Annotated in this window: 21 protein-coding genes; 11 read left to right on the top strand and 10 right to left on the bottom strand. The window is 70.7% G+C overall.

The annotated features are described in order from the left end of the window. Positions 1-26: 26 nt before the first annotated feature. Genes ACZ3I4_RS47240 through ACZ3I4_RS47225 form a run of 4 tightly spaced genes read right to left on the bottom strand, consistent with a single transcriptional unit; the run spans position 27 to position 3,344 of the window. Positions 27-821: an ABC transporter ATP-binding protein gene (locus ACZ3I4_RS47240; RefSeq protein ID WP_465388736.1), complete on the bottom strand. Its 795-nt coding sequence runs from the start codon at positions 819-821 to the stop codon at positions 27-29. Between the two features lie 9 nt (positions 822-830). Continuing rightward, the gene (locus tag ACZ3I4_RS47235) at positions 831-1,595 is read right to left on the bottom strand and encodes an ABC transporter permease (RefSeq protein WP_465388735.1); all 765 of its coding nucleotides are present in this window, start codon (positions 1,593-1,595) and stop codon (positions 831-833) included. A gap of 31 nt (positions 1,596-1,626) precedes the next feature. Next, positions 1,627-2,382 carry an ABC transporter permease gene (locus ACZ3I4_RS47230; protein ID WP_465388734.1) on the bottom strand — a complete coding sequence of 252 codons (756 nt, stop codon included), beginning with the start codon at positions 2,380-2,382 and terminating at the stop codon, positions 1,627-1,629. Beyond that, a complete protein-coding gene (locus ACZ3I4_RS47225; protein WP_465388733.1) occupies positions 2,379-3,344 on the bottom strand; it encodes an ABC transporter substrate-binding protein in 966 nt (321 codons plus the stop codon). Before ACZ3I4_RS47225 ends, ACZ3I4_RS47230 begins: the two co-directional genes overlap by 4 nt. 109 nt (positions 3,345-3,453) lie before the next feature. On the opposite strand from ACZ3I4_RS47225, the gene ACZ3I4_RS47220 reads away from it, so the two are divergent. The 3 genes from ACZ3I4_RS47220 to ACZ3I4_RS47210 all read left to right on the top strand — a co-directional run bounded on the left by ACZ3I4_RS47220 (position 3,454) and on the right by ACZ3I4_RS47210 (position 7,225). Further along, the gene (locus ACZ3I4_RS47220; protein WP_465388732.1) at positions 3,454-4,233 is read left to right on the top strand and encodes an IclR family transcriptional regulator domain-containing protein; all 780 of its coding nucleotides are present in this window, start codon (positions 3,454-3,456) and stop codon (positions 4,231-4,233) included. A gap of 279 nt (positions 4,234-4,512) precedes the next feature. Beyond that, on the top strand, positions 4,513-5,901 hold the full coding sequence (locus ACZ3I4_RS47215; RefSeq protein WP_465388731.1) for a glycoside hydrolase family 10 protein: 1,389 nt from the start codon (positions 4,513-4,515) through the stop codon (positions 5,899-5,901). 1 nt (position 5,902) lies between these two features. Next, entirely contained in the window at positions 5,903-7,225 is a 1,323-nt protein-coding gene (locus ACZ3I4_RS47210; protein WP_465388730.1) for an extracellular catalytic domain type 1 short-chain-length polyhydroxyalkanoate depolymerase, read from the top strand. A gap of 85 nt (positions 7,226-7,310) precedes the next feature. Here the strand turns inward: ACZ3I4_RS47210 and ACZ3I4_RS47205 are convergent, their stop codons facing one another. Genes ACZ3I4_RS47205 through ACZ3I4_RS47195 form a run of 3 tightly spaced genes read right to left on the bottom strand, consistent with a single transcriptional unit; the run spans position 7,311 to position 10,026 of the window. Further along, positions 7,311-8,387, bottom strand: coding sequence for a hypothetical protein (locus tag ACZ3I4_RS47205; protein ID WP_465388729.1), 1,077 nt, complete (start codon positions 8,385-8,387; stop codon positions 7,311-7,313). Then, positions 8,384-9,088 carry a TIGR03943 family putative permease subunit gene (locus ACZ3I4_RS47200; protein ID WP_465388728.1) on the bottom strand — a complete coding sequence of 235 codons (705 nt, stop codon included), beginning with the start codon at positions 9,086-9,088 and terminating at the stop codon, positions 8,384-8,386. The genes ACZ3I4_RS47205 and ACZ3I4_RS47200 overlap by 4 nt, the downstream gene beginning before the upstream one ends. After that, the gene (locus tag ACZ3I4_RS47195; protein WP_465388755.1) at positions 9,085-10,026 is read right to left on the bottom strand and encodes a permease; all 942 of its coding nucleotides are present in this window, start codon (positions 10,024-10,026) and stop codon (positions 9,085-9,087) included. Before ACZ3I4_RS47195 ends, ACZ3I4_RS47200 begins: the two co-directional genes overlap by 4 nt. Positions 10,027-10,304: 278 nt before the next feature. On the opposite strand from ACZ3I4_RS47195, the gene ACZ3I4_RS47190 reads away from it, so the two are divergent. Then, positions 10,305-10,871, top strand: coding sequence for a Uma2 family endonuclease (locus tag ACZ3I4_RS47190; RefSeq protein WP_465388727.1), 567 nt, complete (start codon positions 10,305-10,307; stop codon positions 10,869-10,871). 5 nt (positions 10,872-10,876) lie between these two features. Here ACZ3I4_RS47190 and ACZ3I4_RS47185 read toward each other — a convergent pair whose 3' ends face one another. Further along, positions 10,877-12,037 (bottom strand): 4-hydroxybenzoate 3-monooxygenase, encoded by a 1,161-nt coding sequence (locus ACZ3I4_RS47185; protein ID WP_465388726.1) that lies wholly within the window; start codon positions 12,035-12,037, stop codon positions 10,877-10,879. 39 nt (positions 12,038-12,076) lie between these two features. Continuing rightward, positions 12,077-12,823 (bottom strand): IclR family transcriptional regulator, encoded by a 747-nt coding sequence (locus ACZ3I4_RS47180; protein ID WP_465388725.1) that lies wholly within the window; start codon positions 12,821-12,823, stop codon positions 12,077-12,079. 69 nt (positions 12,824-12,892) lie between these two features. On the opposite strand from ACZ3I4_RS47180, the gene pcaH reads away from it, so the two are divergent. The 7 genes from pcaH (at position 12,893) to ACZ3I4_RS47145 (ending at position 18,821) form a co-directional block, all read left to right on the top strand. Beyond that, a complete protein-coding gene (gene pcaH / locus ACZ3I4_RS47175) occupies positions 12,893-13,621 on the top strand; it encodes a protocatechuate 3,4-dioxygenase subunit beta (protein WP_465388724.1) in 729 nt (242 codons plus the stop codon). Next, positions 13,618-14,160, top strand: coding sequence for a protocatechuate 3,4-dioxygenase subunit alpha (pcaG, locus tag ACZ3I4_RS47170; protein ID WP_465388723.1), 543 nt, complete (start codon positions 13,618-13,620; stop codon positions 14,158-14,160). Before pcaH ends, pcaG begins: the two co-directional genes overlap by 4 nt. Before the next feature lie 28 nt (positions 14,161-14,188). After that, the gene (locus ACZ3I4_RS47165) at positions 14,189-15,316 is read left to right on the top strand and encodes a lyase family protein (protein WP_465388722.1); all 1,128 of its coding nucleotides are present in this window, start codon (positions 14,189-14,191) and stop codon (positions 15,314-15,316) included. Next, the gene (gene pcaDC / locus ACZ3I4_RS47160) at positions 15,316-16,461 is read left to right on the top strand and encodes a bifunctional 3-oxoadipate enol-lactonase/4-carboxymuconolactone decarboxylase PcaDC (protein WP_465388721.1); all 1,146 of its coding nucleotides are present in this window, start codon (positions 15,316-15,318) and stop codon (positions 16,459-16,461) included. Before ACZ3I4_RS47165 ends, pcaDC begins: the two co-directional genes overlap by 1 nt. Positions 16,462-16,626: 165 nt before the next feature. Further along, entirely contained in the window at positions 16,627-17,283 is a 657-nt protein-coding gene (locus tag ACZ3I4_RS47155; RefSeq protein WP_465388720.1) for a 3-oxoacid CoA-transferase subunit A, read from the top strand. Then, complete coding sequence (locus tag ACZ3I4_RS47150) at positions 17,280-17,921, top strand: 3-oxoacid CoA-transferase subunit B (RefSeq protein ID WP_465388719.1); 642 nt, start codon at positions 17,280-17,282, stop codon at positions 17,919-17,921. The genes ACZ3I4_RS47155 and ACZ3I4_RS47150 overlap by 4 nt, the downstream gene beginning before the upstream one ends. A 147-nt stretch (positions 17,922-18,068) precedes the next feature. Beyond that, positions 18,069-18,821 (top strand): phosphatase PAP2 family protein, encoded by a 753-nt coding sequence (locus ACZ3I4_RS47145; protein WP_465388718.1) that lies wholly within the window; start codon positions 18,069-18,071, stop codon positions 18,819-18,821. A gap of 21 nt (positions 18,822-18,842) precedes the next feature. On the opposite strand, the gene ACZ3I4_RS47140 is transcribed toward ACZ3I4_RS47145, so the two are convergent. Then, complete coding sequence (locus tag ACZ3I4_RS47140; RefSeq protein WP_465388717.1) at positions 18,843-20,462, bottom strand: amidohydrolase; 1,620 nt, start codon at positions 20,460-20,462, stop codon at positions 18,843-18,845. Positions 20,463-21,285 lie beyond the last annotated feature (823 nt).

Below are 21,285 nucleotides of genomic sequence, written 5' to 3'. Positions count from 1 at the left end.
CCCCAGCATGACGCGTCCGCGCTACCTCAGTCCTCGGGAACCGGCTGGGTTACTCGCCCGCGCTTGGCCGCCTGGATCTGCTCGTACACGTGCGTACGCAATTCGGTGAAGCGGGGATCGGCCCGGGTGTGCAGCTGATCGCGGGCGGCGGGCAGGTCGACGGTGATCTCGTCCTGCACGACCGTCGGCGACGACGACAGCATCACAACCCGCTGGCCCAGATAGACCGCCTCGTCGATGTCGTGGGTGATGAACAGGACCGTCACCTTCAGCCGCTGCCACAGTGCCCGCACCAGATCCTCGAGGTCGGCCCGGGTCTGCGCGTCGACCGCCGCGAACGGCTCGTCCATCAGCAGCGTCGACGGCTCGTACGCGACCGCCCGCGCGATCGCCACCCGCTGCTGCATGCCGCCGGAGAGCTGCCACGGGTACGCCGATTCGGTGCCCGCCAGCCCGACCGCGTCCAGCGCCTCCCCGACGAGCTCGGCCCGCCGCGTACGGGGAAGCTTCTTCTGTTTCAACGGCAGCTCGACGTTGTCGCGCACGCTCATCCACGGGAACAGGCTGCGCCCGTACTCCTGGAACACCATCGCCAGACCCGGCGGCGGACCGCTCACCTCGTGCCCGTCGAGCCGGACCGTGCCGCCGCTGGGACCGAGCAGGCCGGCGATGCAGCGCAGCAGGGTGGTCTTGCCGCAGCCGGACGGCCCGACCAGGCAGACCAGCTCGCCGCTGTCCACGGTGAACGTCAGATCGCGCAGCGCCTCGACCTCGCGGCCACCGGACCGATAGATCTTGCGCAGCTTCGAAACCTCGAGCATGGGCGCCTCTCAACCCTTGCGCTGCGCCTGGCGCAGACCGTGATACCAGCGGAGGGCGCGCCCCTCGGCCAGGCGGAACAGCAGCGACAACGCGAAGCCGAGCAGCCCGAGCAGGATGATCCCGCTCCACATCTCGGGGATGGCGAAGCTGCGCTGGAACTGGACGATGGTGAAGCCGAGACCGTTGCTGGCCGCGAACATCTCGCTGATCACCATCAGGATGATCGCGATCGACAGGGACTGCCGCAGACCGGCCGCGATCTGGGGCGAGGCCGCGGGCAGGATCACCTGACGGATCCGGGCGACACCGCCGATCCCGTACGCCCGGGCGGTGTCGAGCTGCACGCTGTCGACGGCCCGTACGCCCTCGACCGTGTTGAGCAGCACCGGCCAGACGCACCCGAAGACGATCACGATGATCTTCATGCCGTCCCCGATCCCGGCGAACAGCATGATGACCGGCACCAGGACCGGCGGCGGGATGGCCCGGAAGAACTCGAGGACCGGTTCGACCGTGGCCCGCAGCCCGCGGCTCAGCCCGATGGCCACGCCCAGCGCCACGCCGATGATCGAGGCCAGCACGAACCCGGCCGCGAGGCGCAACAGGCTGGGGAGCACGTCGGCGTCGAGACGGTCGAGCGTCCAGGTGTCGGCGAACGACCGCAGGATCTGCCGCAGCGGGGGAGCGTAGAAGTTCTCGCTGCCCTCGCTGATCAGAAACCAGGCCGCGAAGAGCACAACCGGCAGACCGAGCACGTACGCAACCCGCCTCATGCGGCGCCTCCGCCGGCTCCGGTGCGGTCGCTCATGCCGGGACCTCGCCTCGTACGGACTGGTGCCAAGCGAGCGAGCGGCGTTCGAACAGGCGGGCGGCCAGGTTGATCGCGACGCCGAGCAGGCCGGTCACCGCGATCAGCGCGTACATGTCGGGCACCGCGCCCGAGGTCTGCGCGACCGCGATCATCTTGCCGAGGCCGGGGGCGCCGATGACGAGCTCGGCCGTCACGGCCAGCACCAGGGCCACCGACGCGGCCAGCCGCACGCCTGTGAAGACGTACGGCAGCGCGGTCGGCCACAGCACGTGGCGGATGCGGGCCCAGGGACCGAAGCGGAAACTGCGCGCGGTCTCGTCGGCGATCGGGTCCACGTCGGCCACCCCGTACAGGACCTGCACCAGCACCTGCCAGAACGCGGCGTAGACGACCAGCAGCAGCGTCGACCCGAGGTCGGTGCCGTAGAGCAGCACGGCCAGCGGGATCAGCGCGACCGACGGGATCGGCCGCAGGAACTCGACCGTCGAGGCGGTCGCGGCCCGCAGCACCGGCACGGCGCCGATGACGATGCCGGCGACCACCCCGGCGGCCACCGCGATGGCCAGGCCGATCGCCCACCCGGTCAGGGTGTCGCCGACCGCCCGCCAGAACTGCGCGGTCACCACCTCGTCGCCGAGGGCGGCCGCGATCCGGGTGGCCGGCGGCAGATAGCCGTCGTTGACCAGCCCGAGCCGCGGCAGCGCCTCGACGAGCAGAAGCAGACCGGCGAGGCCGGCAAGTCCTTTCACGGGAGAAGTTTGCTCACGTCGGGAGTGGCGCCGTCGAAGATGCCGTCCGCCGCGCCCAGCTTGGCCAGGGTCTCGACCGAGGCCTGGTTGATCTGGGTGGGCCACTTGGGCAGGATCAGCGCGCCGCGGGTCTTCTCGTCGATCTTCGTGTAGCTGCCGAGGATCGCCCGCACCTCGTCGGGGTGCGCGTCGGCGTACGTCATCGACTCGTTCATCGCCTCGGTGAACCGCTTGACCAGGTCGGCGTCCTCGCCCGCGAGCTTGGCCGAGGTGAAGTACGCGGCCACGGTGAGGTCGGGCGCCGCGTCGACGAAGTTGGACGCCACCAGCCGTCCGCCCGCGGCCTTGACCTCGGAAAGCTGCGGCTCGACGACCCAGGACGCGTCGACCTGACCCTCCTGCAGGGCCGCCGGCGCGTTCGGGAACGGCATCTCCACGAAGTTGATGTTCTTGGGATCGCCGCCCGCCTTGCGCACGGACTCCCGTACGGTCGTGTCGCCGATGTTCTTGAGGGTGTTGACCGAGACCTTCTTGCCGGCCAGGTCGGCCGCCGTCTTGATCGGGCTGTCGGCCTTGACCATGATCCCGCCGAAGTCCTTGCCCTGCTGGCCGACCGAGGCGACGCCGGCCGTGACCGTCTTGATCGGCACGTTCTTGGTCTGCGCGATCAGCAGTGAGGTCATGTTGCTGAAGCCGAACTGGAACTGGCCACTCACGACGCCGGGCACGATGGCGGCGCCGCCCTGGCCGGCCTCCATGCTGACCTCGATCTTGCGGTTGGCGAAGAAACCCTTTTCCTTGCCGAGATAGATGGGCGCCACGTCGAGGATCGGGATGACGCCGACCTTGACCTGGTCGACGCCGCTGGAATCGGTCTCGCCGGATGATCCATCCGAGGAGCCGCACGCGGTCGCCGTTAATAAAAGCCCTGCTAAAGCTATCCCTGTGAAGATACGTCTCATTCGTAGCCTCCGGTAAGCTGTGCGCATTGCGAACGAAAGTTCTCAAAGTGAACGCTAGGATGTGGGCCTTGGCGAGTCAACGATCTTCATCGATTCCACAGGTTGTTCCATGAGTTCGGACCACGTGCAGTCGCTGGAGCGGGGCCTGGCCGTGATCCGCGCCTTCGACGCCCGCCGCCCCGAGCTGACGCTGAGCGAAGTGGCCCGGATCTGCGACCTGACCCGGGCTGCCGCCCGCCGGTTCCTGCTCACCTTGGTCGACCTGGGCTACGTGCGCACCGACGGGCGCCTGTTCAGCCTCACGCCCCGCGTGCTCGAGCTCGGCTACGCGTTCCTGTCCAGCCTGTCGCTGCCCGACGTGGCCGCCCCGCATCTCGAGCGGCTGGTCTCGCAGGTCCACGAGTCCTCCTCGCTGTCCATTCTGGACGGCGACGACATCGTCTATGTGGCCCGCGTCCCCACAAGCCGCATCATGGCCGTGTCGATCAATCTGGGCACCCGCTTTCCCGCGTACGCCACGTCGATGGGCCGCGTCCTGCTGGCCGCGCTTTCCCCGGCCGATCTGGAGGCCTACCTCGGGCGGGTCCAGCTCGACCGCCTGACCGCCAAGACCGTGAGCTCGGCCGACGCGTTGCGGGCGGAGCTGGCCCGGGTGCGCGCGCAGGGATACGCGATCGTCGACCAGGAGCTGGAGGAGGGGCTGCGCGCGATCGCGGCGCCGATCCACGACCGGGCCGGCGTGGTGGCCGGAGCCGTCAACGTCTCGGTGCACGCCGCCCGGGCCACGGTGGACGCGATCCGCCGCCGGCTGCTGCCCCCGCTGCTGACCGCCACGACCGCGATCGACGGCGACCTGCGCATGCACGGGCACCACGCCGCACGGGCCTGAGCGTCGCCGGGACGGGGTCGTTCACACTCTTTACGCGTACGGGAAACCGCTCTCAAATCCCGAAAGTTTCGGCGTAGACCTGTCCGCTATGGGAGTCAATGTGGCGGTCGGGAGCGTGCCCATGGGCAATTGATAAGAAGGTTGGTCGTTGTGGTTTCCGGAACTTGTCGTTAACGTTTCGATCGATCCGGGTCACTTTCTGCTGTAGCGGTCCGCGGGGCGCATCCACCGGCGCCCCCGGGCCGTGCCATCCCCTTCACAGCTCGAAAGGCACCTGCCATGCCCCTCCGTTCCTCAAGTCGTTCCCCTGCGCGCCGGCACGTCCTCGCCGGCTCTCTCGGCCTGCTCGTCGCGGCCGGCGCCCTCACTGTCGCGTCCACCGCCGACGCGGCCACCACGCTCGGCGCCTCCGCGGCCGCCTCCGGCCGGTACTTCGGGACGGCCGTCGCGGCGTACAAGCTCAGCGATTCCACGTATGCGGGAATCCTCGACCGCGAGTTCAACTCGGTCACGCCCGAGAACGAGATGAAGTGGGACGCCACCGAGCCCACCCAGGGCCAGTTCAGCTTCGGCTCGGCCGACCAGATCGTGGCCCGGGCCAAGGCCAACGGGGCCAAGGTGCGCGGTCACGCGCTGGCCTGGCACCAACAGCAGCCGGGCTGGGCGCAGAATCTGAGCGGCACCGCCCTGCGCAACGCCATGGTCAACCACGTCACCCAGGTCGCGACCCACTACAAGGGCCAGATCGATTCGTGGGACGTGGTCAACGAGGCCTTCGCCGACGGCGGCTCGGGCGCCCGTCGCGACTCCAACCTGCAGCGCACCGGCAACGACTGGATCGAGGTGGCGTTCCGCACCGCGCGGGCCGCCGACCCGGCCGCCAAGCTCTGCTACAACGACTACAACACCGACGGGCAGAACGCCAAGAGCAACGCCGTCTACGCGATGGTGCAGGACTTCAAGGCGCGCGGCGTCCCGATCGACTGCGTCGGCTTCCAGTCCCACTTCAACTCCCAGTCGCCGGTGCCCTCCGACTACCAGGCCAACCTGCAGCGGTTCGCCAACCTCGGTGTCGACGTGCAGATCACCGAGCTCGACATCGAGGGCTCCGGGTCGGCCCAGGCCTCCTCGTTCGCGACGGTTGTGCGCGCCTGCCTGGCGGTGACCCGCTGCAACGGCGTCACCGTGTGGGGCATCCGCGACTCCGACTCGTGGCGGGCCAGCGGCACCCCGCTGCTGTTCGACGGCAGCGGCAACAAGAAGGCGGCGTACACGGCCGTCCTCGACGTGCTGAACGGCGGCGCCACCACCCCGCCCACGTCGCCGCCCGCCTCGCCGTCGACCCCGCCCACCACACCGCCGACCACGCCGCCCACCACGCCCCCGGCCGGCTCGGGCTGCACCTCGGCGATCAGCCTCAACCAGTGGAACGGCGGTTTCGTGGCCACGGTCAAGGTGACCGCGGGCGCGACCCGGCTGAGCGGCTGGACCGTGAACGTCACGCTGCCCTCGGGCGCGGCCGTCACCAGCACCTGGAACGCGCAGGCCAGCGGGACCAGCTTCACGAACGTGTCGTACAACGGGTCGGTCAACGCCGGCGCGAGCGCCGAGTTCGGCTTCCAGGGCACGGGCACCGGCCCGTCGGTCTCGTCCTGTACGGCGCGCTGACATGAGACGCCTCTGGACTGTTCTGGCCGCCGCCCTGATCGCTTCGCTGGGCCTGGCCGCGCCGGCTCAGGCGGCCTCGCTGCAGGAGGTCACCGGCTTCGGCAACAACCCGACCAACCTGCGCATGCACCTGTACGTGCCGGATCGCCTCGCCGCGACCCCGGCGCTGCTGGTCGCCGTGCACTACTGCACCGGCACCGGCCCGGCCTTCTATTCGGGCACGGAATTCGCGTCGCTCGCCGACCAGTACGGCTTCATCGTGGTCTATCCGTCGGCCACCCGGTCCGGTCAGTGCTTCGACGTGTCCAGCCCGGGCTCTCTCCGGCACGACAGCACCAGCGACCCGGCCGGCATCGTGTCGATGGTCCGCTACGTGCAGCAGCGCTACGGCACCGACGTCAACCGCACCTTCGTCACCGGCGCGTCCTCGGGCGCGATGATGACCAACGTCCTGCTCGGCGACTACCCGGACGTGTTCGCGGCCGGGTCGGCGTTCTCGGGCGTGCCGTTCGGCTGCTTCGCCACCACCGACGGCTCCCTGTGGAACAGCGCCTGCGCCAACGGCCAGGTCTCCAAGACGCCGCAGGCCTGGGGCGATCTGGTCCGGGCGGCCTATCCCGGCTACACCGGCCGGCGCCCCCGGATGCAGGTCATGCACGGCGCCACGGACACCACGCTGCAGTATCCGAACTTCGGGGAGGAGATCAAGCAGTGGACGAACGTGCTGGGGGTCAGCCAGACACCGGCGCTCACCGACACCCCGCAGAGCGGATGGACCCGTACGCGATATGGCTCGTCCGCCGTGCAGGCGCCGGTCGAGGGCATCAGCGTCGCCGGGGTCGGGCACAACCTGCCGTTGAGCGGCATGGCCCGGCTGGCGATCGCGTTCTTCGGGCTCGACGGCTCGACACCGCCGCCGCCCACAACCCCGCCCCCCACGACCCCGCCGCCGACCACCCCGCCGCCCACGACTCCGCCGCCCACGACTCCGCCTCCGAACGGCGGCGGCACGTGCCGGGTGACCACGACGGTCAACGCGTGGAACAGCGGGCTGACCGCCCAGGTGACGATCGCCAACACCGGAAGCGCGGCGGTCAACGGCTGGAGCCTCGGCTTCGCCCTGGCGTCCGGCCAGACCATCACCTCGGGCTGGAACGCCACCTACTCCCCGGCATCGGGGCAGGTCACGGCGCGCAACGCGAGCTACAACGGCACGATCGCGGCCGGCTCCTCGGTCTCGATCGGCTTCCAGGCCAACCACACCGGGAACAACGCCGCACCGAGTGGCTTCACACTCAACGGCGCGACGTGTTCCACCACCTGATCGGCCGCCCGGTGTCGGGCTGATCCGGCCGCCGATCAGGTCGAGGGCGTCGCCGCGGGACCGTCCCCGCGGCGGCGCCCTCCGGTCACACCGTGCGCAGGTCGAGGGTGTGCCAGGTGATTTCCTCGTCGCCGCTGGTGGTGGACCACCACAGCATGCCGCCGCGCGAGAAGGCGCCGTCCGCGTTGCGGGCGATGTCGACCGTGCGGCCGGTCGCGATGTCGTAGACGACCAGCGCGGCCGCCCCGGTCACGTCGGTGTCGGGGCCGGGCTCGGCCAGCACTTCGAAACGGTCCAGCACCGCGACGTCGGTGATCGCGGCCTGCGCGGCCCCACCGGCGATCTTGCGGCGGCCGGTGCCGTCGGGCCGGACGACGTCGATGCGGGCCAGGGTCTGCTCGCCCATCACCATCGCCCGGCACCACACCGGGCCGCAGGTGAGCTGTTCGGCCGGGGCGACGACGATCGGCGTGTCGCGGGTCGTGGCCAGGTTGCGTAGCCGGGGCTCGCCCGAGGTGGCGCCGTCGTCGACCAGCCACGGCCACGCCGACATCGACCACTGGCCGGGCTCGGTGCGTACGGTCACCTGGCCCCCGCCGACCGGAACCGATCGGATCTCGGTCTCCTCGGCGACGTCGCCGGGCGCGGCCGTCCAGTGCACCCGGCCGTCGGCGACGACCAGGTCGTACTGGTTGCCGTAGAACACCGCGTGGCCGGTGTCGGCGGTCAGCATCCGGGCCGGGCCTCCGCTGATGCCGGCCGACCAGAGCCGCGGCGGCCCGGTCGCCGACTCCATCCAGAAGACCTGACCGTCGTGGGCCGTGAACGCCTCGAACTGGGGGTTGCCGGCGATGGGCAGCCGCCGGAGTTCCCGGAGCCGCGTTCCCGTACGGATCAGCAGCCGTTGCTCGGATCCGGCCGGGGTGGGCGCGGTGCCGATCGCGGTGGTCGCGTCGAGGAACATCGACGGCGAGAACAGCGGCCCGTCGGGCAGACCGGCCGGCATGTCGGCGCGTTTCGCCCCGGGCCAGGCGGCTTGCGCCTCGCTGCGAGCGGGCGGGGCCGGGGTCACGTCGTCGCGCGGGGAACCGGCGACCAGCGCGGTGCCGGAGGCGAGGGCGACGGCCAGCGCGACGGCCGTCGTCCAGCGGCGCGGCCTCATGCGTACGGCTGCTTCGGCTGGGGAACCTCCTGCCAGGACTTGACCTCGAGATAGGCCACGTCGACGTGGTTGACCGGATCCTTGGTGCGTTGCCCGGTGTAGACCCCGGTCACCTCGACCCACGTGTCGGCGGGCACGTCGATCGGGGCGCGCCCGCTGAGCCCGAGCTTGATCGGCCGGCCGTCGGCCGCGCAGCAGGAGAGCACGATCCGGGCCAGCATCGGGGCGCCGTCGGGGGCGGTGGTGATGAAGCCGGTCAGCCGCAGATCGCGGCCCACCAGGCTCCGGCCGTCGTCGAACAGCGCGCGCGAGGCGTAGTCGATCATCGTCATCTCGACCGTGCCCTCGGGCAGCGGGGGATAGTCCGAGTCGCCGACCGGGGCCGCGGCCACGCTTCCGGCCTGGTTCGCCGCGTACGACCCCAGGGCCGGCGGCGCCACCAGCAGCAGGCCCAGCACCGGCAGGAGCAGCAGCCACCCGACCCCCGGGCCGTGGTGCTCGTGGCCGTGGTCGTCGTCCTCGCCGGACCGCCAGGCGTACCAGATCGTCATGACGGCCGCGGCCACCAGCAGCAGACCCGTCGCGATCAGGAAGGGCCGCAGACCCTCCCTGACGTACCGCAGATAGAGATCGGTGAACGAGGCGCGCAGGATCGCGCCGCCGAACAGCAGCAGGATGACGCCCTGGGTCAGCCGGTTCACAGCAGGATCACCCCGATCGGCGTGGCCACGAGAACGGCGACGACGAAGGTGGCCGGCGCGAACCGGGAGGCGAACCGGCGGCCGAACACCCCGGTCTGCATCGAGATCAGTTTGAGATCGACCATCGGCCCCACCACGAGGAACACCAATCGGGAGGTCAGCGAGAACTGGCTGAGCGAGGCGGCCACGAACGCGTCGGCCTCGCTGCAGATCGACAGCAGGACGGCCAGCACGGCCAGCGCGAGGATCGAGAGCACCTCGTTCGAGGCCAGGGTGGTCAGCCAGGCCTCGGGCACTACCACGTTGATGGTCGCCGCGGCCGCCGCCCCGATCACCAGGAAGCCGCCCGCGTGCAGCACGTCGTGCCGGCAGGCGGCCCAGAAGGCGCGGCCCTTCGCCATGTCGTCCAGTTCGGGCCGGTGCGGCAGCCGGATCCACTCGGCCTTGCCGAGGCGCAGCCACAACCACCCGATCAGCACGGCCACCAGGAGCCCGGCCACCCCGCGCGCGACCGCCATCTCGGGCCGCCCCGGAAAAGCCACCACCGTGGCCGTGAGCACGATCGGATTGATCGCCGGCGCGGCCAGCAGGAACGCCAGCGCCGCGGCCGGCGTGACTCCGCGCCGGATCAGCGACCCGGCGACCGGCACGCTGCCACACTCACAGCCGGGCAGAACCACCCCCGCGAGGCTCGCGGCCGGCACGGCCAGCGCCGGATGGCGGGGGAGAGCCTTGGCCCAGAACGACCGGGGCACGTAGACCGCGATCACCGCCGACAGCGCCACCCCGAACGCCAGGAACGGCGCCGCTTGCACGAGCACCGATACGAAGACGGTCGTCCACGTCTGCAGGGCCGGGCCGGAAACCAGCTCGGACAGCGGCCCGCGAAAGACCACGAGCAGAACGAGCAACCCGGCCAGAACTTCGAGCGAGCCGATCTTCCACTCGCCTTTCCCGGGCCCCTCGCTGTCGTGAGGGCCGGGCGGCTCCCCACCGGAAGGCTGATCCGGTGAGTTCCAGTCGATCTCCTCGGCGTCGAGGCGGGACGGGGGCAACGGTCACTCCAATGCGGTCGGCCGGGCCCAACATACCCGTCCGGACCCACCGTCCTGAACTGCGCATATGTTCATCTGTGCATGTCTCTCGGCGGGCGTACCGACCGGCCGGCGCCACGGTATCTTGGGTCTGGCAGCCGATCTCGAACCGGGAGGTGTCCATGACTGTCGAGATGGTCGCGCCGGCCTGGATGCATGAGCAGGTCACGGCCGAGCAGTACGCGGCCTGGACCGAAGAGCAGTGTGCGGGCATCGAGATCGTGGATGGGATGGTCGTCGTGAGTCCGAGCGCGTCCAAGCGGCACAACCGCCTGGCCCGGCTTCTGGCCAACGCCCTGGATGCTGCGGCCGGGCCGGACTGGAACGCCGACACCGACTTCGATGTCCGGCTGCATGACGTGCCGCTGAACAACCGTCGCCCGGACGTGACCGTGTATCGGGCCGAGACCATCGACGTCACCCCGACACGGCCCGAGCATGTGCTGCTCGTGGTCGAGGTCGTGTCGCCCGGCTCGGAGACGACCGACCGGATCGTCAAGGCCGACCAGTACGCGAAGGCCGGCATCCAGTTCTACTGGCGTGTCGAACAGGCCGCCACGGGTGCGCCCCTCGTCTACACGTACGTGCTCGACCCGGCGACTGCCCGCTACCGGGACAGCGAAATCTTCACCGGGGTCGTGAAGGTGGCCGCGCCGTTCGCTGTCGAGGTCGATCTCGACCTGATCTGATTCGGTCAGAAGCCGATCGGCAGGCCCGCGTAGTTCTCGGCCAGGCCGGTTGCGCCCGCCTCGCTCGAGGTGACCCAGCGCAACTGCGACAGCTGCAACTGGGCGTCGAACGGGTCGCCGCTCGCGTGCAGCATCGTCGTCATCCACCACGAGAAGTGCGTGCACCGCCAGACCCGGCGCAACGCGTCGTCCGAATAGCTGTCGGCCCGTCGCGCGTCCCCGTCGATCAGCAGCGCCACCAGGGCGCGGCTCAGCAGGGCGACGTCGGCGATCGCCAGGTTGAGCCCCTTGGCCCCGGTCGGCGGCACGATGTGCGCGGCGTCCCCGGCCAGGAACAGCCGTCCCCGGCGCATCGGGGTCTGCACGTAGCTGCGCATCGGCAGCACGCTCTTGTCGGTGACCGGGCCGGGTGTCAGCTTCCAGCCGTCCTGCCCGTGCCCGAGCCGCGTCGCCAGCTCGGCCCAGATCCGGTCGTCGGGCCAGTCGGCGGTGTCCGTCCCGTTCGGCACCTGCAGATAGAGCCGGCTCACGGTCTCGGATCGCATCGAGTGCAGAGCGAACCCGTCCGGGTGCCACGCATAGATCAGCTCGTCGGTCGACGGGGCGACATCGGCCAGGATCCCGAGCCACGAGTACGGGTAGACGCGCTCGAACTGCGAGCCGGGCGAGGCCGCGGCGCGGGACGGGCCGAACGACCCGTCGCACCCGGCGATGACGTCGGCGTCGAGGCGCCGCGTGACCCCGGACGAGTCCACGAACGTCACGTACGGCCGGTCGGTTTCGACGTCGCCCAGCGTCACCTCGGTGACCTCGTAGTGCACGACCGCCGTGCCCGCCGCGACCAGGTCCTTCTGCACCTCGGTCTGGCCGTAGACCCACACGCTGCGCCCGGCCAGATCGACGAAGTCGAGGTGGTGCCGCTCGCCCGGCATCTGCAGATAGATGCCGCGATGCTCGTGGCCCTCGGCGCGCAGCCGGTCGCCCAGCCCCACCGATTCGAGCAGTTCGACGCTGGAGCTCTCCAGGATGCCGGCCCGGATGCGGGCGGCCACGTATTCCTGGGAACGGGTCTCGACCACCACCGCATCGACGCCGCCGCGGTGCAGCAAATGGGCGAGGAGCAGTCCGGCCGGGCCGGCGCCGATGATGGCGACCTGGGTGCGCATGGGCCCAGCCAACGGCAGGCCCGGCCCGGCGGCAAGGCCCTATTTCCATTCAGCGGAAGCAGCCAGCGTACGGCCGATCCCGCGCGCCGCCACCTGCAGCGCGGCCACCAGCCGGGCCTGTTCGCGCCGCAGATCGGGCACGACGATGCCGAGCGCCGCCACCACGTCGTCGGCCGGCCCGCGTACGGGAACCGCGACGGAACAGGCGCCCAGACTCATCTCCTCGCCCGTGGTCGCGTACCCCTCGGCCCGGACCCGGCGAAGCTGCTCGGCGAGCCGGGCCGGTTGGGTGACGGTGTACGGGGTGACCCGCGTGAGCCGTCCGAACGCCGCCTGCCGCACGTCCTCGGGGGCGTACGCGAGAAGGACCTTGCCCACCCCCGTGGCGTGCAGCGGAAGTCTCGAGCCGATCTTGCTGATCACCGGAACCGAGACGTGCCCGGCCAGCCGGTCGACGTAGAGGACCTCGCACCCGTCGCGGACCGCGAGGTGCACCGTGGACAGGGTGGCGCCGTACAGGTCGTGCAGGAACGGCGACGCGGCCTGGCGCAATCCGGACTGCACCGGCGCCAGCAGGCCGAGGTCCCACAGCCGGCGCCCGATGACGTATTCGCCCGAGGTCAGGCGGGCCAGCGCGCCCCACGCCCGCAGCTCGCCGACCAGCCGGTGCGCGGTCGCGAGGGGCAGCCCGGACCGGCGGCTGAGCTGGCTCAACGTGAGGCTGCGATGCTCCGGATCGAACGCCCCGAGCAGGGCCAGCGCTCTCGACGTCACACTGGGAGCCATGGATGCCTCTTCCGCTGGATGGAAGCCAAGTATCGTCGCGCGGCGTTCGCCTGGTCTAGCGTCGCCACCGTGACGACCCAGGCGGACATCAATCGTGAGATCGATCAGTTGCGCGGGAGCGGTGGTTCCCAGCCGCGCCTGGACTATCCGCCCTATCGCAGCAGCGTGCTCCGGCATCCGACCCGGGACCGGCACCTGGTCGACCCCGAGGGCGTGGAGCTGTGGGCGCCCTGCTTCGGGCACGCGGACGTCGCCGGGACCGAGGCCGACCTGACCATTCAGCGCTCGGGCGAGCCGCTGGGGGAGCGGATGGTCGTCACCGGCCGGATCACCGACGGCGAGAGACGACCCGTACGGAATCAGCTCGTGGAGATCTGGCAGGCCAACGCGTCGGGGCGCTACTGGCACCAGCGCGACCAGCATCCGGCGCCGCTCGACCCCAACTTCGTCGGGGCGGGCCGCTGCCTGACCGACGCCGACGGCGTGTACTCGTTCCAGACGATCAAGCCGGGCGCGTACCCGTGGCGCAACCACGTCAACGCGTGGCGGCCCGCGCACATCCACTTCTCGCTGTTCGGCACCGACTTCACGCAGCGCGTGGTCACCCAGATGTACTTCCCGGGCGACCCGCTGTTCGACCTCGATCCGATCTACCAGTCGATCACCGACCCGAAGGCCCGTGAGGCGCTCGTGGCCCGCTACGACCACGAGCTGACGACGCCCGAGTACCGGCTCGGCTACCGCTGGGACATCGTGCTCAGCGGCACCCACCGCACGCCCCTGGAGGAGGACCAGTGACCATCGCGCCGGGTCAGACCGTCGGGCCGTTCTTCCACCTCGGCCTGCCCTTCGACGGCGGCAACCTCCTCGTTCCGGCGGGCCACCCCGATGCCGTACGCCTCCACGGGCGTGTTCTCGACGGCGAGGGCAACGGCGTTCCCGACGCGGTGATCGAGATCTGGCAGGCCGACCCGTCCGGCCGGGTGCCGCGCGAGACGGGGTCCTTCCACCGGGACGCCTTCACCTTCACCGGGTGGGGCCGGGCGCAGACCGACGACGACGGCCACTACTGGTTCTCCACCCTGGTCCCCGGGCCGACCGAGCCTGGGCGCCGCCCGTTCATCGCGGTCACCGTGTTCGCCCGCGGCCTCACCGACCGCCTCTTCACCCGCGCCTACCTGCCCGGCGGCGAACCCGACGCGCTGCTCGACGGCCTCGAACCCGAGCGCCGCGATACGCTGATCACCACGCGCGAGCAGCGGGGGCTGCTCTTCGACATTCACCTGCAGGGCGAGGGTGAGACGGTGTTCCTGAGCTATCCCCGGCAGGCCCGGTGAACCGGCGGGCCCGCATCGGCCGGCGCCGATGAGTGATCTGCTCTGGCCCGGTGACGCGCGGGCCGGTGACGTCGGCAGCGACGCGAGCTTTCTCGCCGCCATGCTGCGGGTCGAATCGGCCTGGATCGACGCCGACCTCTCCGACCTGGCCGGCCCGGACGATCTGCCGGCGCTGAGCGAGGCGGCCGAGGAGGGCGGCAACCCGGTCATCCCGCTGCTGTCCCTGCTGCGCTCCCGCTGCGACGACGACCGCCTGCACGCGGGTCTGACCAGTCAGGACGTGCTCGACACGGCCCTCGTGCTCTGCCTTCGCGACGCGGCGACCCGGGTGCGGGCCGATCTCGGCGCCCAGATCGCCACGCTGGCCGCACTGGCCGACCGCCATCGCCACACCGCCATGGCCGGCCGCACCCTCACCCAGCACGCCGTGCCGATCACTTTCGGGCTCAAGGTCGCGGGCTGGCTGCAGAGCGTGCTCGACGCCCGGGACGCCCTCGCGGGCGCGGCCGACCTGCCGATCCAGATCGGCGGCGCGGCCGGGAGCCTGGCCGCCGTCGTCGCGATCGAGGGCTCGCCCGAACTGGCCGTCGCCCGGGTCGCCGCCACCGCCGCCCGGCTCGGCCTGCCCCTGCACCAGCCCTGGCACACCGGCCGGGCCCCGCTCACCCGCTTCGGCGACGCGCTCGTGACCTGCACCGACGCCTGGGGCCGGATCGCCGCCGACGTGCTGCTGCTGGCCCGGCCCGAGATCGGCGAGGTCTCCCTGGCCCAGGGCGGCGGATCGTCGGCGATGCCCGGCAAACGGAACCCGACCCTGGCCGTCCTGGTGCGCCGGGCCGCGCTGGCCGGGCCGCCGCTGGCCGCGACCCTGCACACGGCGGCCGCGACCATGGTGGACGAGCGGGCCGACGGCGCCTGGCACGTCGAGTGGGCCACGGCGCGCACGCTGGCCCGGCGTACGGTGGCCGCGGGGTCTCAGACGTCCGACATGCTGGCCGGATTGCGGGCCGACGAGCAGCGGATGGCCGCGACCCTGGCCTCGGCCCGGCCCGGAATTGACGCCGAACAGCGGAAATACGACACGTCCGGCGGCCACTACCGGGGCGCCACCGACGAGATCATCGACGCCGCGCTGGCTCGGGCCGGGGAGAAATGATGCTGACCGCGACCACCCTCGTCGACGCCCCCGGCCGCCCGCTGCTGCTGCTCGGGCCGTCGCTGGGCACCTCGGCCGAGACGCTGTGGCGGCGCTGCGCCGAACGGCTGCGGACCGAGCACCACGTCGTCGCCTGGGACCTGCCCGGTCACGGCGTGAGCAAGCCCGCTTCCGGCGGCTTCGGCATCGCCGGCCTGGCCCGCGGTGTGCTCAAGCTCGCCGACCAGCTGCGTCCCGACGAGCCGTTCCGCTACGCGGGCGTGTCAGTGGGCGGCGCGACCGGCCTGCAACTGCTGCTCGACGCGCCCGGCCGGGTCGAATCGGCCGCCCTGATCTGCACCAGCGCCAAGATCGGCGAGTCGGCCGGGTGGCGGCAACGCGCCGAGACCGTACGGGCCGACGGCACCCCCGCGGTAGTCGGCGCCTCGCAGCAACGCTGGTTCGCGCCCGGGTTCGCCCAGCAGTCACCCGGGGTCGCCGCCGCCCTGCTCAACGCGTTGCGCGCCACCGACCCCGAGAGCTACGCGCTGGTCTGCGAGGCGCTGGCCGCGTTCGACGTGCGCGACCGCCTGGGCGACATCACCGCGCCGGTGCTGGCGATCGCGTGCGCCGACGACCAGCCGACCCCGCCCGGTGGCCTGGCCCGGATCGCCTCCGGGGTCCGGAACGGGCGTCTGGTCGTCCTGGACAATGTCGCTCATCTCGCCCCGGCCGAGAAGCCCGGCGAGGTGGCCGCGCTGCTCGACGACCATTTCGGCGGGCCGGCCACCCTCGGCCGGGTGCGCGACGCGGGCCTGCGCGTGCGCCGGCAGGTCCTCGGCGACGAGCACGTCGACCGGGCCATCGCCGCCACAACCGAGTTCACCCGCGACTTCCAAGACCTGATCACCGCGTACGCGTGGGGGGAGATCTGGACCCGTCCCGGCCTCGACCGCCGCAGCCGCTCGATGATCACCCTGACCGCCCTGGTGGCGCTCGGCCACCACGAGGAACTGGCCATGCACGTACGGGCGGCCCGCACCAACGGGCTCACCGACGACGAGATCAAGGAAGTGCTGTTGCAGACCGCAATCTACTGCGGCGTGCCGGCCGCGAACTCCGCCTTCCGCATCGCCCAGCGAATCCTGCTGGAGGACTCTCCGTGACCGCGTCGGTGTTCCGTTCCGCCCGGGGTGTGGGTTCCGTGACCGCGTCGATGTTCCGTTCCGCCCGGGGGGCTTCCGTGACCGCGTCGATGGTTCGTCTGGGCCTGGAGGTGGGGCTTCCGTGACCGCGTCGATGTTCGGTCTCGTCCTGGAGGTGCGGCTTCCGTGACTGCGTCGATCATGGATGCGGCTGAGGCGGTGTCGGCTGTCAAGGATGGCGACACCGTGCTGGTCGGGGGGTTCGGCATGGCCGGGATGCCGGTCGAGCTGATCCACGCGCTGATCGAGCACGGGGCGGCCGACCTCACGATCGTCAGCAACAACGCGGGCAACGGCGACACCGGGCTCGCGGCTCTGCTGGCGGCCGGCCGCGTACGCAAGGTGGTCTGCTCGTTCCCGCGACAAACCGACTCGTGGGTGTTCGACGGGCTCTACCGCGCCGGCAAGATCGAGCTCGAGGTCGTGCCGCAGGGCAATCTGGCCGAACGGATGCGCGCCGCCGGGGCCGGGATCGGCGCCTTCTACAGCCCGACCGGGGTGGGCACGCCGCTCGCCGAAGGCAAGGAGTCACGCATCATCGACGGCCGGGAGTACGTGCTGGAGTTCCCGATCCGCGGCGACGTGGCGCTGATCCGCGCGCACGTGGCCGACCGGATGGGCAACCTGGTCTATCGCAAGACCGCCCGCAACTTCGGCCCGGTGATGGCGACCGCGGCCGCCGTGACCATCGCCCAGGTGACTCAAATCGTCGACATCGGCGAGATCGATCCGGAAGGTGTCGTCACCCCCGCTATCTACGTGGATCGGCTGGTGCTGGTGTGAGCTTGTCGCGTGCGGAGATGGCCGAGGTCGTCGCCCGGGACATCCCGGACGGCGCCTACGTCAACCTGGGAATCGGCCAGCCCACGATGGTCGCCGACTATTTGCGGCCGGACAGCGGCGTGATACTGCACACCGAGAACGGCATGCTCGGCATGGGCCGACCGGCGACCGGCGACGAGATCGACCCCGACCTGACCAACGCGGGCAAGCAGCCGGTCACCGAGCTGCCCGGTGCCTCGTACTTCCACCACGCCGACTCCTTCGCGATGATGCGGGGCGGGCATCTGGACGTCTGCATCATGGGCGCGTTCCAGGTGTCGGCGACCGGCGACCTGGCGAACTGGTCGACCGGCGCGCCCGACGCCATCCCGGCCGTGGGCGGGGCCATGGATCTGGCCATCGGGGCGAAGCAGGTCTTCGTGATGATGAGCCTGTTCGCCAAGGACGGCTCGCCGAAACTTGTGCCCGAGTGCACCTATCCGCTGACCGGTCGTAGCTGTGTGAGCAGGGTTTACACCGACGTGGCCACCTTCGCCGTCGGCGCGGAGGGTGTCCGGATAGTCGAAACGTTCGGGATCTCGGTCGATGAGCTGACCACACGCCTTTGCATGCCCTTGGTATCTTCGCCGTTCACTTGATCTTTGAGTTTGCGTCGTCCGACATTGGTGTGGCCGTGTGATTCGTTTCGCATTGCGAAAGATTGCGCGTAGTGCAACAACTGGACGATCCTGGGAGACCGGCTTCGGTTCTCCCGGCGAGGTCGTCCGGAGGTGCACGTGAACGGCATGGCTGTGCGACGTGCGCTGCGGGAGCTCGCTCTCGTAGCGGCGCTGTTCCTCGCGTACAAGATGGGCCGTCTGGTCGTCGACGGGCACGTCACCGAGGCCATGAACAACGCCACGCTGGTCTGGCACTTCGAGCGGGCGCTGCATCTGCCCAGCGAGGCCGGCCTGCAGAACACCCTGCTCGACCACGGCTGGTGGGTGCGCGTGGTCAACTGCTTCTACGCGTACGTGCATTTCCCGGCGACGGCCCTGGCGCTCGTCTGGATGTACGTCCGCAAGCCCGAGACGTACCTGTGGATGCGCCGGACGCTGGCCACGCTGACCGCGTTCGCCCTGGTCATCCATGCTCTGTACCCGCTCGCCCCGCCCCGCATGCTCAGCGGCGTCGGCATCGTCGACACCGGCCGGCTGTTCGGCCCGTCCGTCTACGGCCCGCCCTCCAGCGACACCCTCTCCAACCAGTACGCGGCCATGCCGTCGCTGCACGTCGGCTGGGCCGTGGTGGTCGCCCTCGCGCTGATCGCCACCACCGCGGGCTGGAAGCGTTGGCTGTGGCTGGCCCACCCCGCCATCACGCTGATCGTCGTCGTCGTGACCGGCAACCACTACTGGGTCGACGCGATCGCCGTCCTGGGCCTGCTCGGCGTCGTCTACGCCCTCGTGCCGCGCCCCGCCACACCCCAGATCCCGGCCCAGCGCCGCCCCGCAACTGTCGCGGTCAGCCATACCCCCACCTCCCGTCCCCGCCCGTGACCCTGTCCCCGTCCGGCGCGGTCAGCCGTACACCTTCCGGCCGTCGACGTAGGTGAGCGCGACCTTCGCGTCGCCGATCTCCTCGGCCGGCCGGGCGAACAGGTCGCGGTCGAGCACCACCAGGTCGGCCCGGTAGCCCGGCTGCAGGCGGCCCGAGTCGTCCCGCCGGTTCACATACGCCGACCCGGCCGTGTAGGCGGTCAGCGCCGTGCTGAGGTCGAGCCGCTGCCCGGGCAGGAAGGGCTCGCGCCCCTCGCCCGGCAGCACCCGGTTGACCGCCACGTGGATGCCCTGCAGCGGATCGGGCGTGCTGACCGGCCAATCGCTGCCGCCCGCCAGCCGTGCCCCGCTCCGCAGAAGATCACCGAACGGATATTGGCGGGAGACCGCGGCCGGATCGAGGAACGGGATAGTCAGCTCGTCCATCTGCGGCTCGTGCGCCGCCCAGTACGGCTGCATGTTCGCCGTAGCGCCCAGCTGCGCGAACCGCGGCACGTCATCCGGATGCACCACCTGCAGATGCGCCAGATGGGGCCGGGTGTCGCTGGGCCCGTTCGCCTTGCGGGCCGCCTCGACGGCGTCGAGCGCATTCCGGACCGCCCGATCGCCCAGCGCATGGAAATGCGCCTGGAAGCCCAGCTTGTCGAGCTCGGTCACATAGCGGGGGAGCGCCTCGGGATCGATGAACGACATGCCCCGGTTGGACGTCGAGTGCCCGCACGCATCGAGGTAAGGCTCGGTCATCGCCGCGGTGAAGTTCTCCGCGATGCCGTCGAGCATCAGCTTCACCGTGTCACAGCGCAGCCGCTTGACGCTCAGCTCGGCCCGCTTCGCGACCAGCTCGGCGATCTGGTCCATTCCCAGCTCCCGGTCCCACCACAGGGCGCCGACGACCGTCGCGATCAGCGTCTCCTCACGCGCGGCCCGCACGTACGCCTGAGAGACGTCGGCATATCCGTTGGAGGCCGCGAGCATGGCGTCCTGCCAGGCCGTGATGCCCAGCGACAGCAGAAGCTGCTGGGCCCGCATCAGCCCCGCGTACTTCTCCTCCGCCGTCATGTCGGGCACGTCGACCAGCTCCATCGCCCCCTCCTGCAGCGCGCCGACCGGGGTGCCGTCGCCCTCCCGATCGATCCGCCCGCTGGCCGGATCCGGTGTGTCGGCCGTGATGCCGGCCCGCTCGAGCGCCACGGTGTTGACCCAGGCGGCGTGATGATCGCGGTTGAGCAGATAGACCGGCCGGTCCGCCACCACCGAGTCGAGCAGCCGCCGATCCGGAATCCCGTTCTCGAAACTCTCCATCGACCACCCACCCCCGAGAATCCACTCGGCGCCCGGATTGGCCGACGCGTAGTCCCGCACCCGGCGCAGATATTCGTCGAGGTCGGTGGTGCCGGTCAGATCGCACTGCCCCAGCTCGACCCCGCCCATCACGGCATGGATGTGCGCATCCTGAAACCCCGGCAGAAGCAGGCGCCCGCCCAACTCGACGACCTCCGTGCCCACCCCCACCAGCTCGCGCAGCTCCTCGCCGCCGGCCGCAAGGACCCGCCCGTCCTTGACCGCCAGCCACGAGTGAGCCCCACGCTGCTCGCCGGTGAACACGTTGCCCCCAGCAAAGACCAGGTCAGCGCGAGTCATCAACAAACTCCATCCCGTACGCCCCCTTCGCCGCCCTGGCGCGAGGTCCCTACATCTGACACCTTCGGCTCCGCTCGTGCGCTCCCTGTGGACAACTTCGCCGGCCCCTCCGCCGTGCCTGTGGACAACGTCCGCCCCCACCCCACTCGCGCGTACGCTTCCCGCCCTGGCGGGTGGGCCGGATAGCTCCCCCAGACCCCAGGGTGGGTGGATTTGGTGGTGGGTGCCGTACCCCTTGGTGGGTGGGCGGCTCCAGCACCGGTATGCCCGGGCATCGCTCCGACATCTCGATCCGTGGCACCCGAACGACCGGCGCCGCCGGCGAGGGGCCTACCGACTGCCTACCGGTCCTGTCAGGAGCGACGACACGGACAGCTCGGTGGCTCCTCCCAAAGAGCTCCGGACGACTGGTGACTGTGTGTCGGCAGAGCGCGGTGAGGCGGCTCTAGCTGGGGTGATGCACACCATTGGGGGGTGGATTTGGCGGTTGGGAGAACAGCAGGTAGTGTTTTCCGAGCCGCCAGGGAGACGGGCGAGCGAGCGGGACTCTTCGGAGGCCCGGCGCGGCCGTCCTGGAGGAAACCACTGAACCCAGCAGGGTGAACCGGCGTGCCGTTCGCGGCCCACGGAGAGTTCTGCTGAATGGTGGTGCCCAAAGCGATTCGGGCATGGCAAATTCGGGTCTCGACCCGGATTTGGCGGAACGGAAAGCAGCGGGTACAGTTTTACGAGTGCCCCGGAGCGGTTGGCCGGGTGTGGTTGTTCTTTGAGAACTCAACAGGGTGCTTGATAAGCCAGTGCCAATTAGTTATACCCCGGCCGG

The sequence above is a fragment of the Actinoplanes sp. NPDC021490 genome, from assembly GCF_055562135.1.
This window is presented reverse-complemented; position numbering and strand designations above follow the sequence as displayed.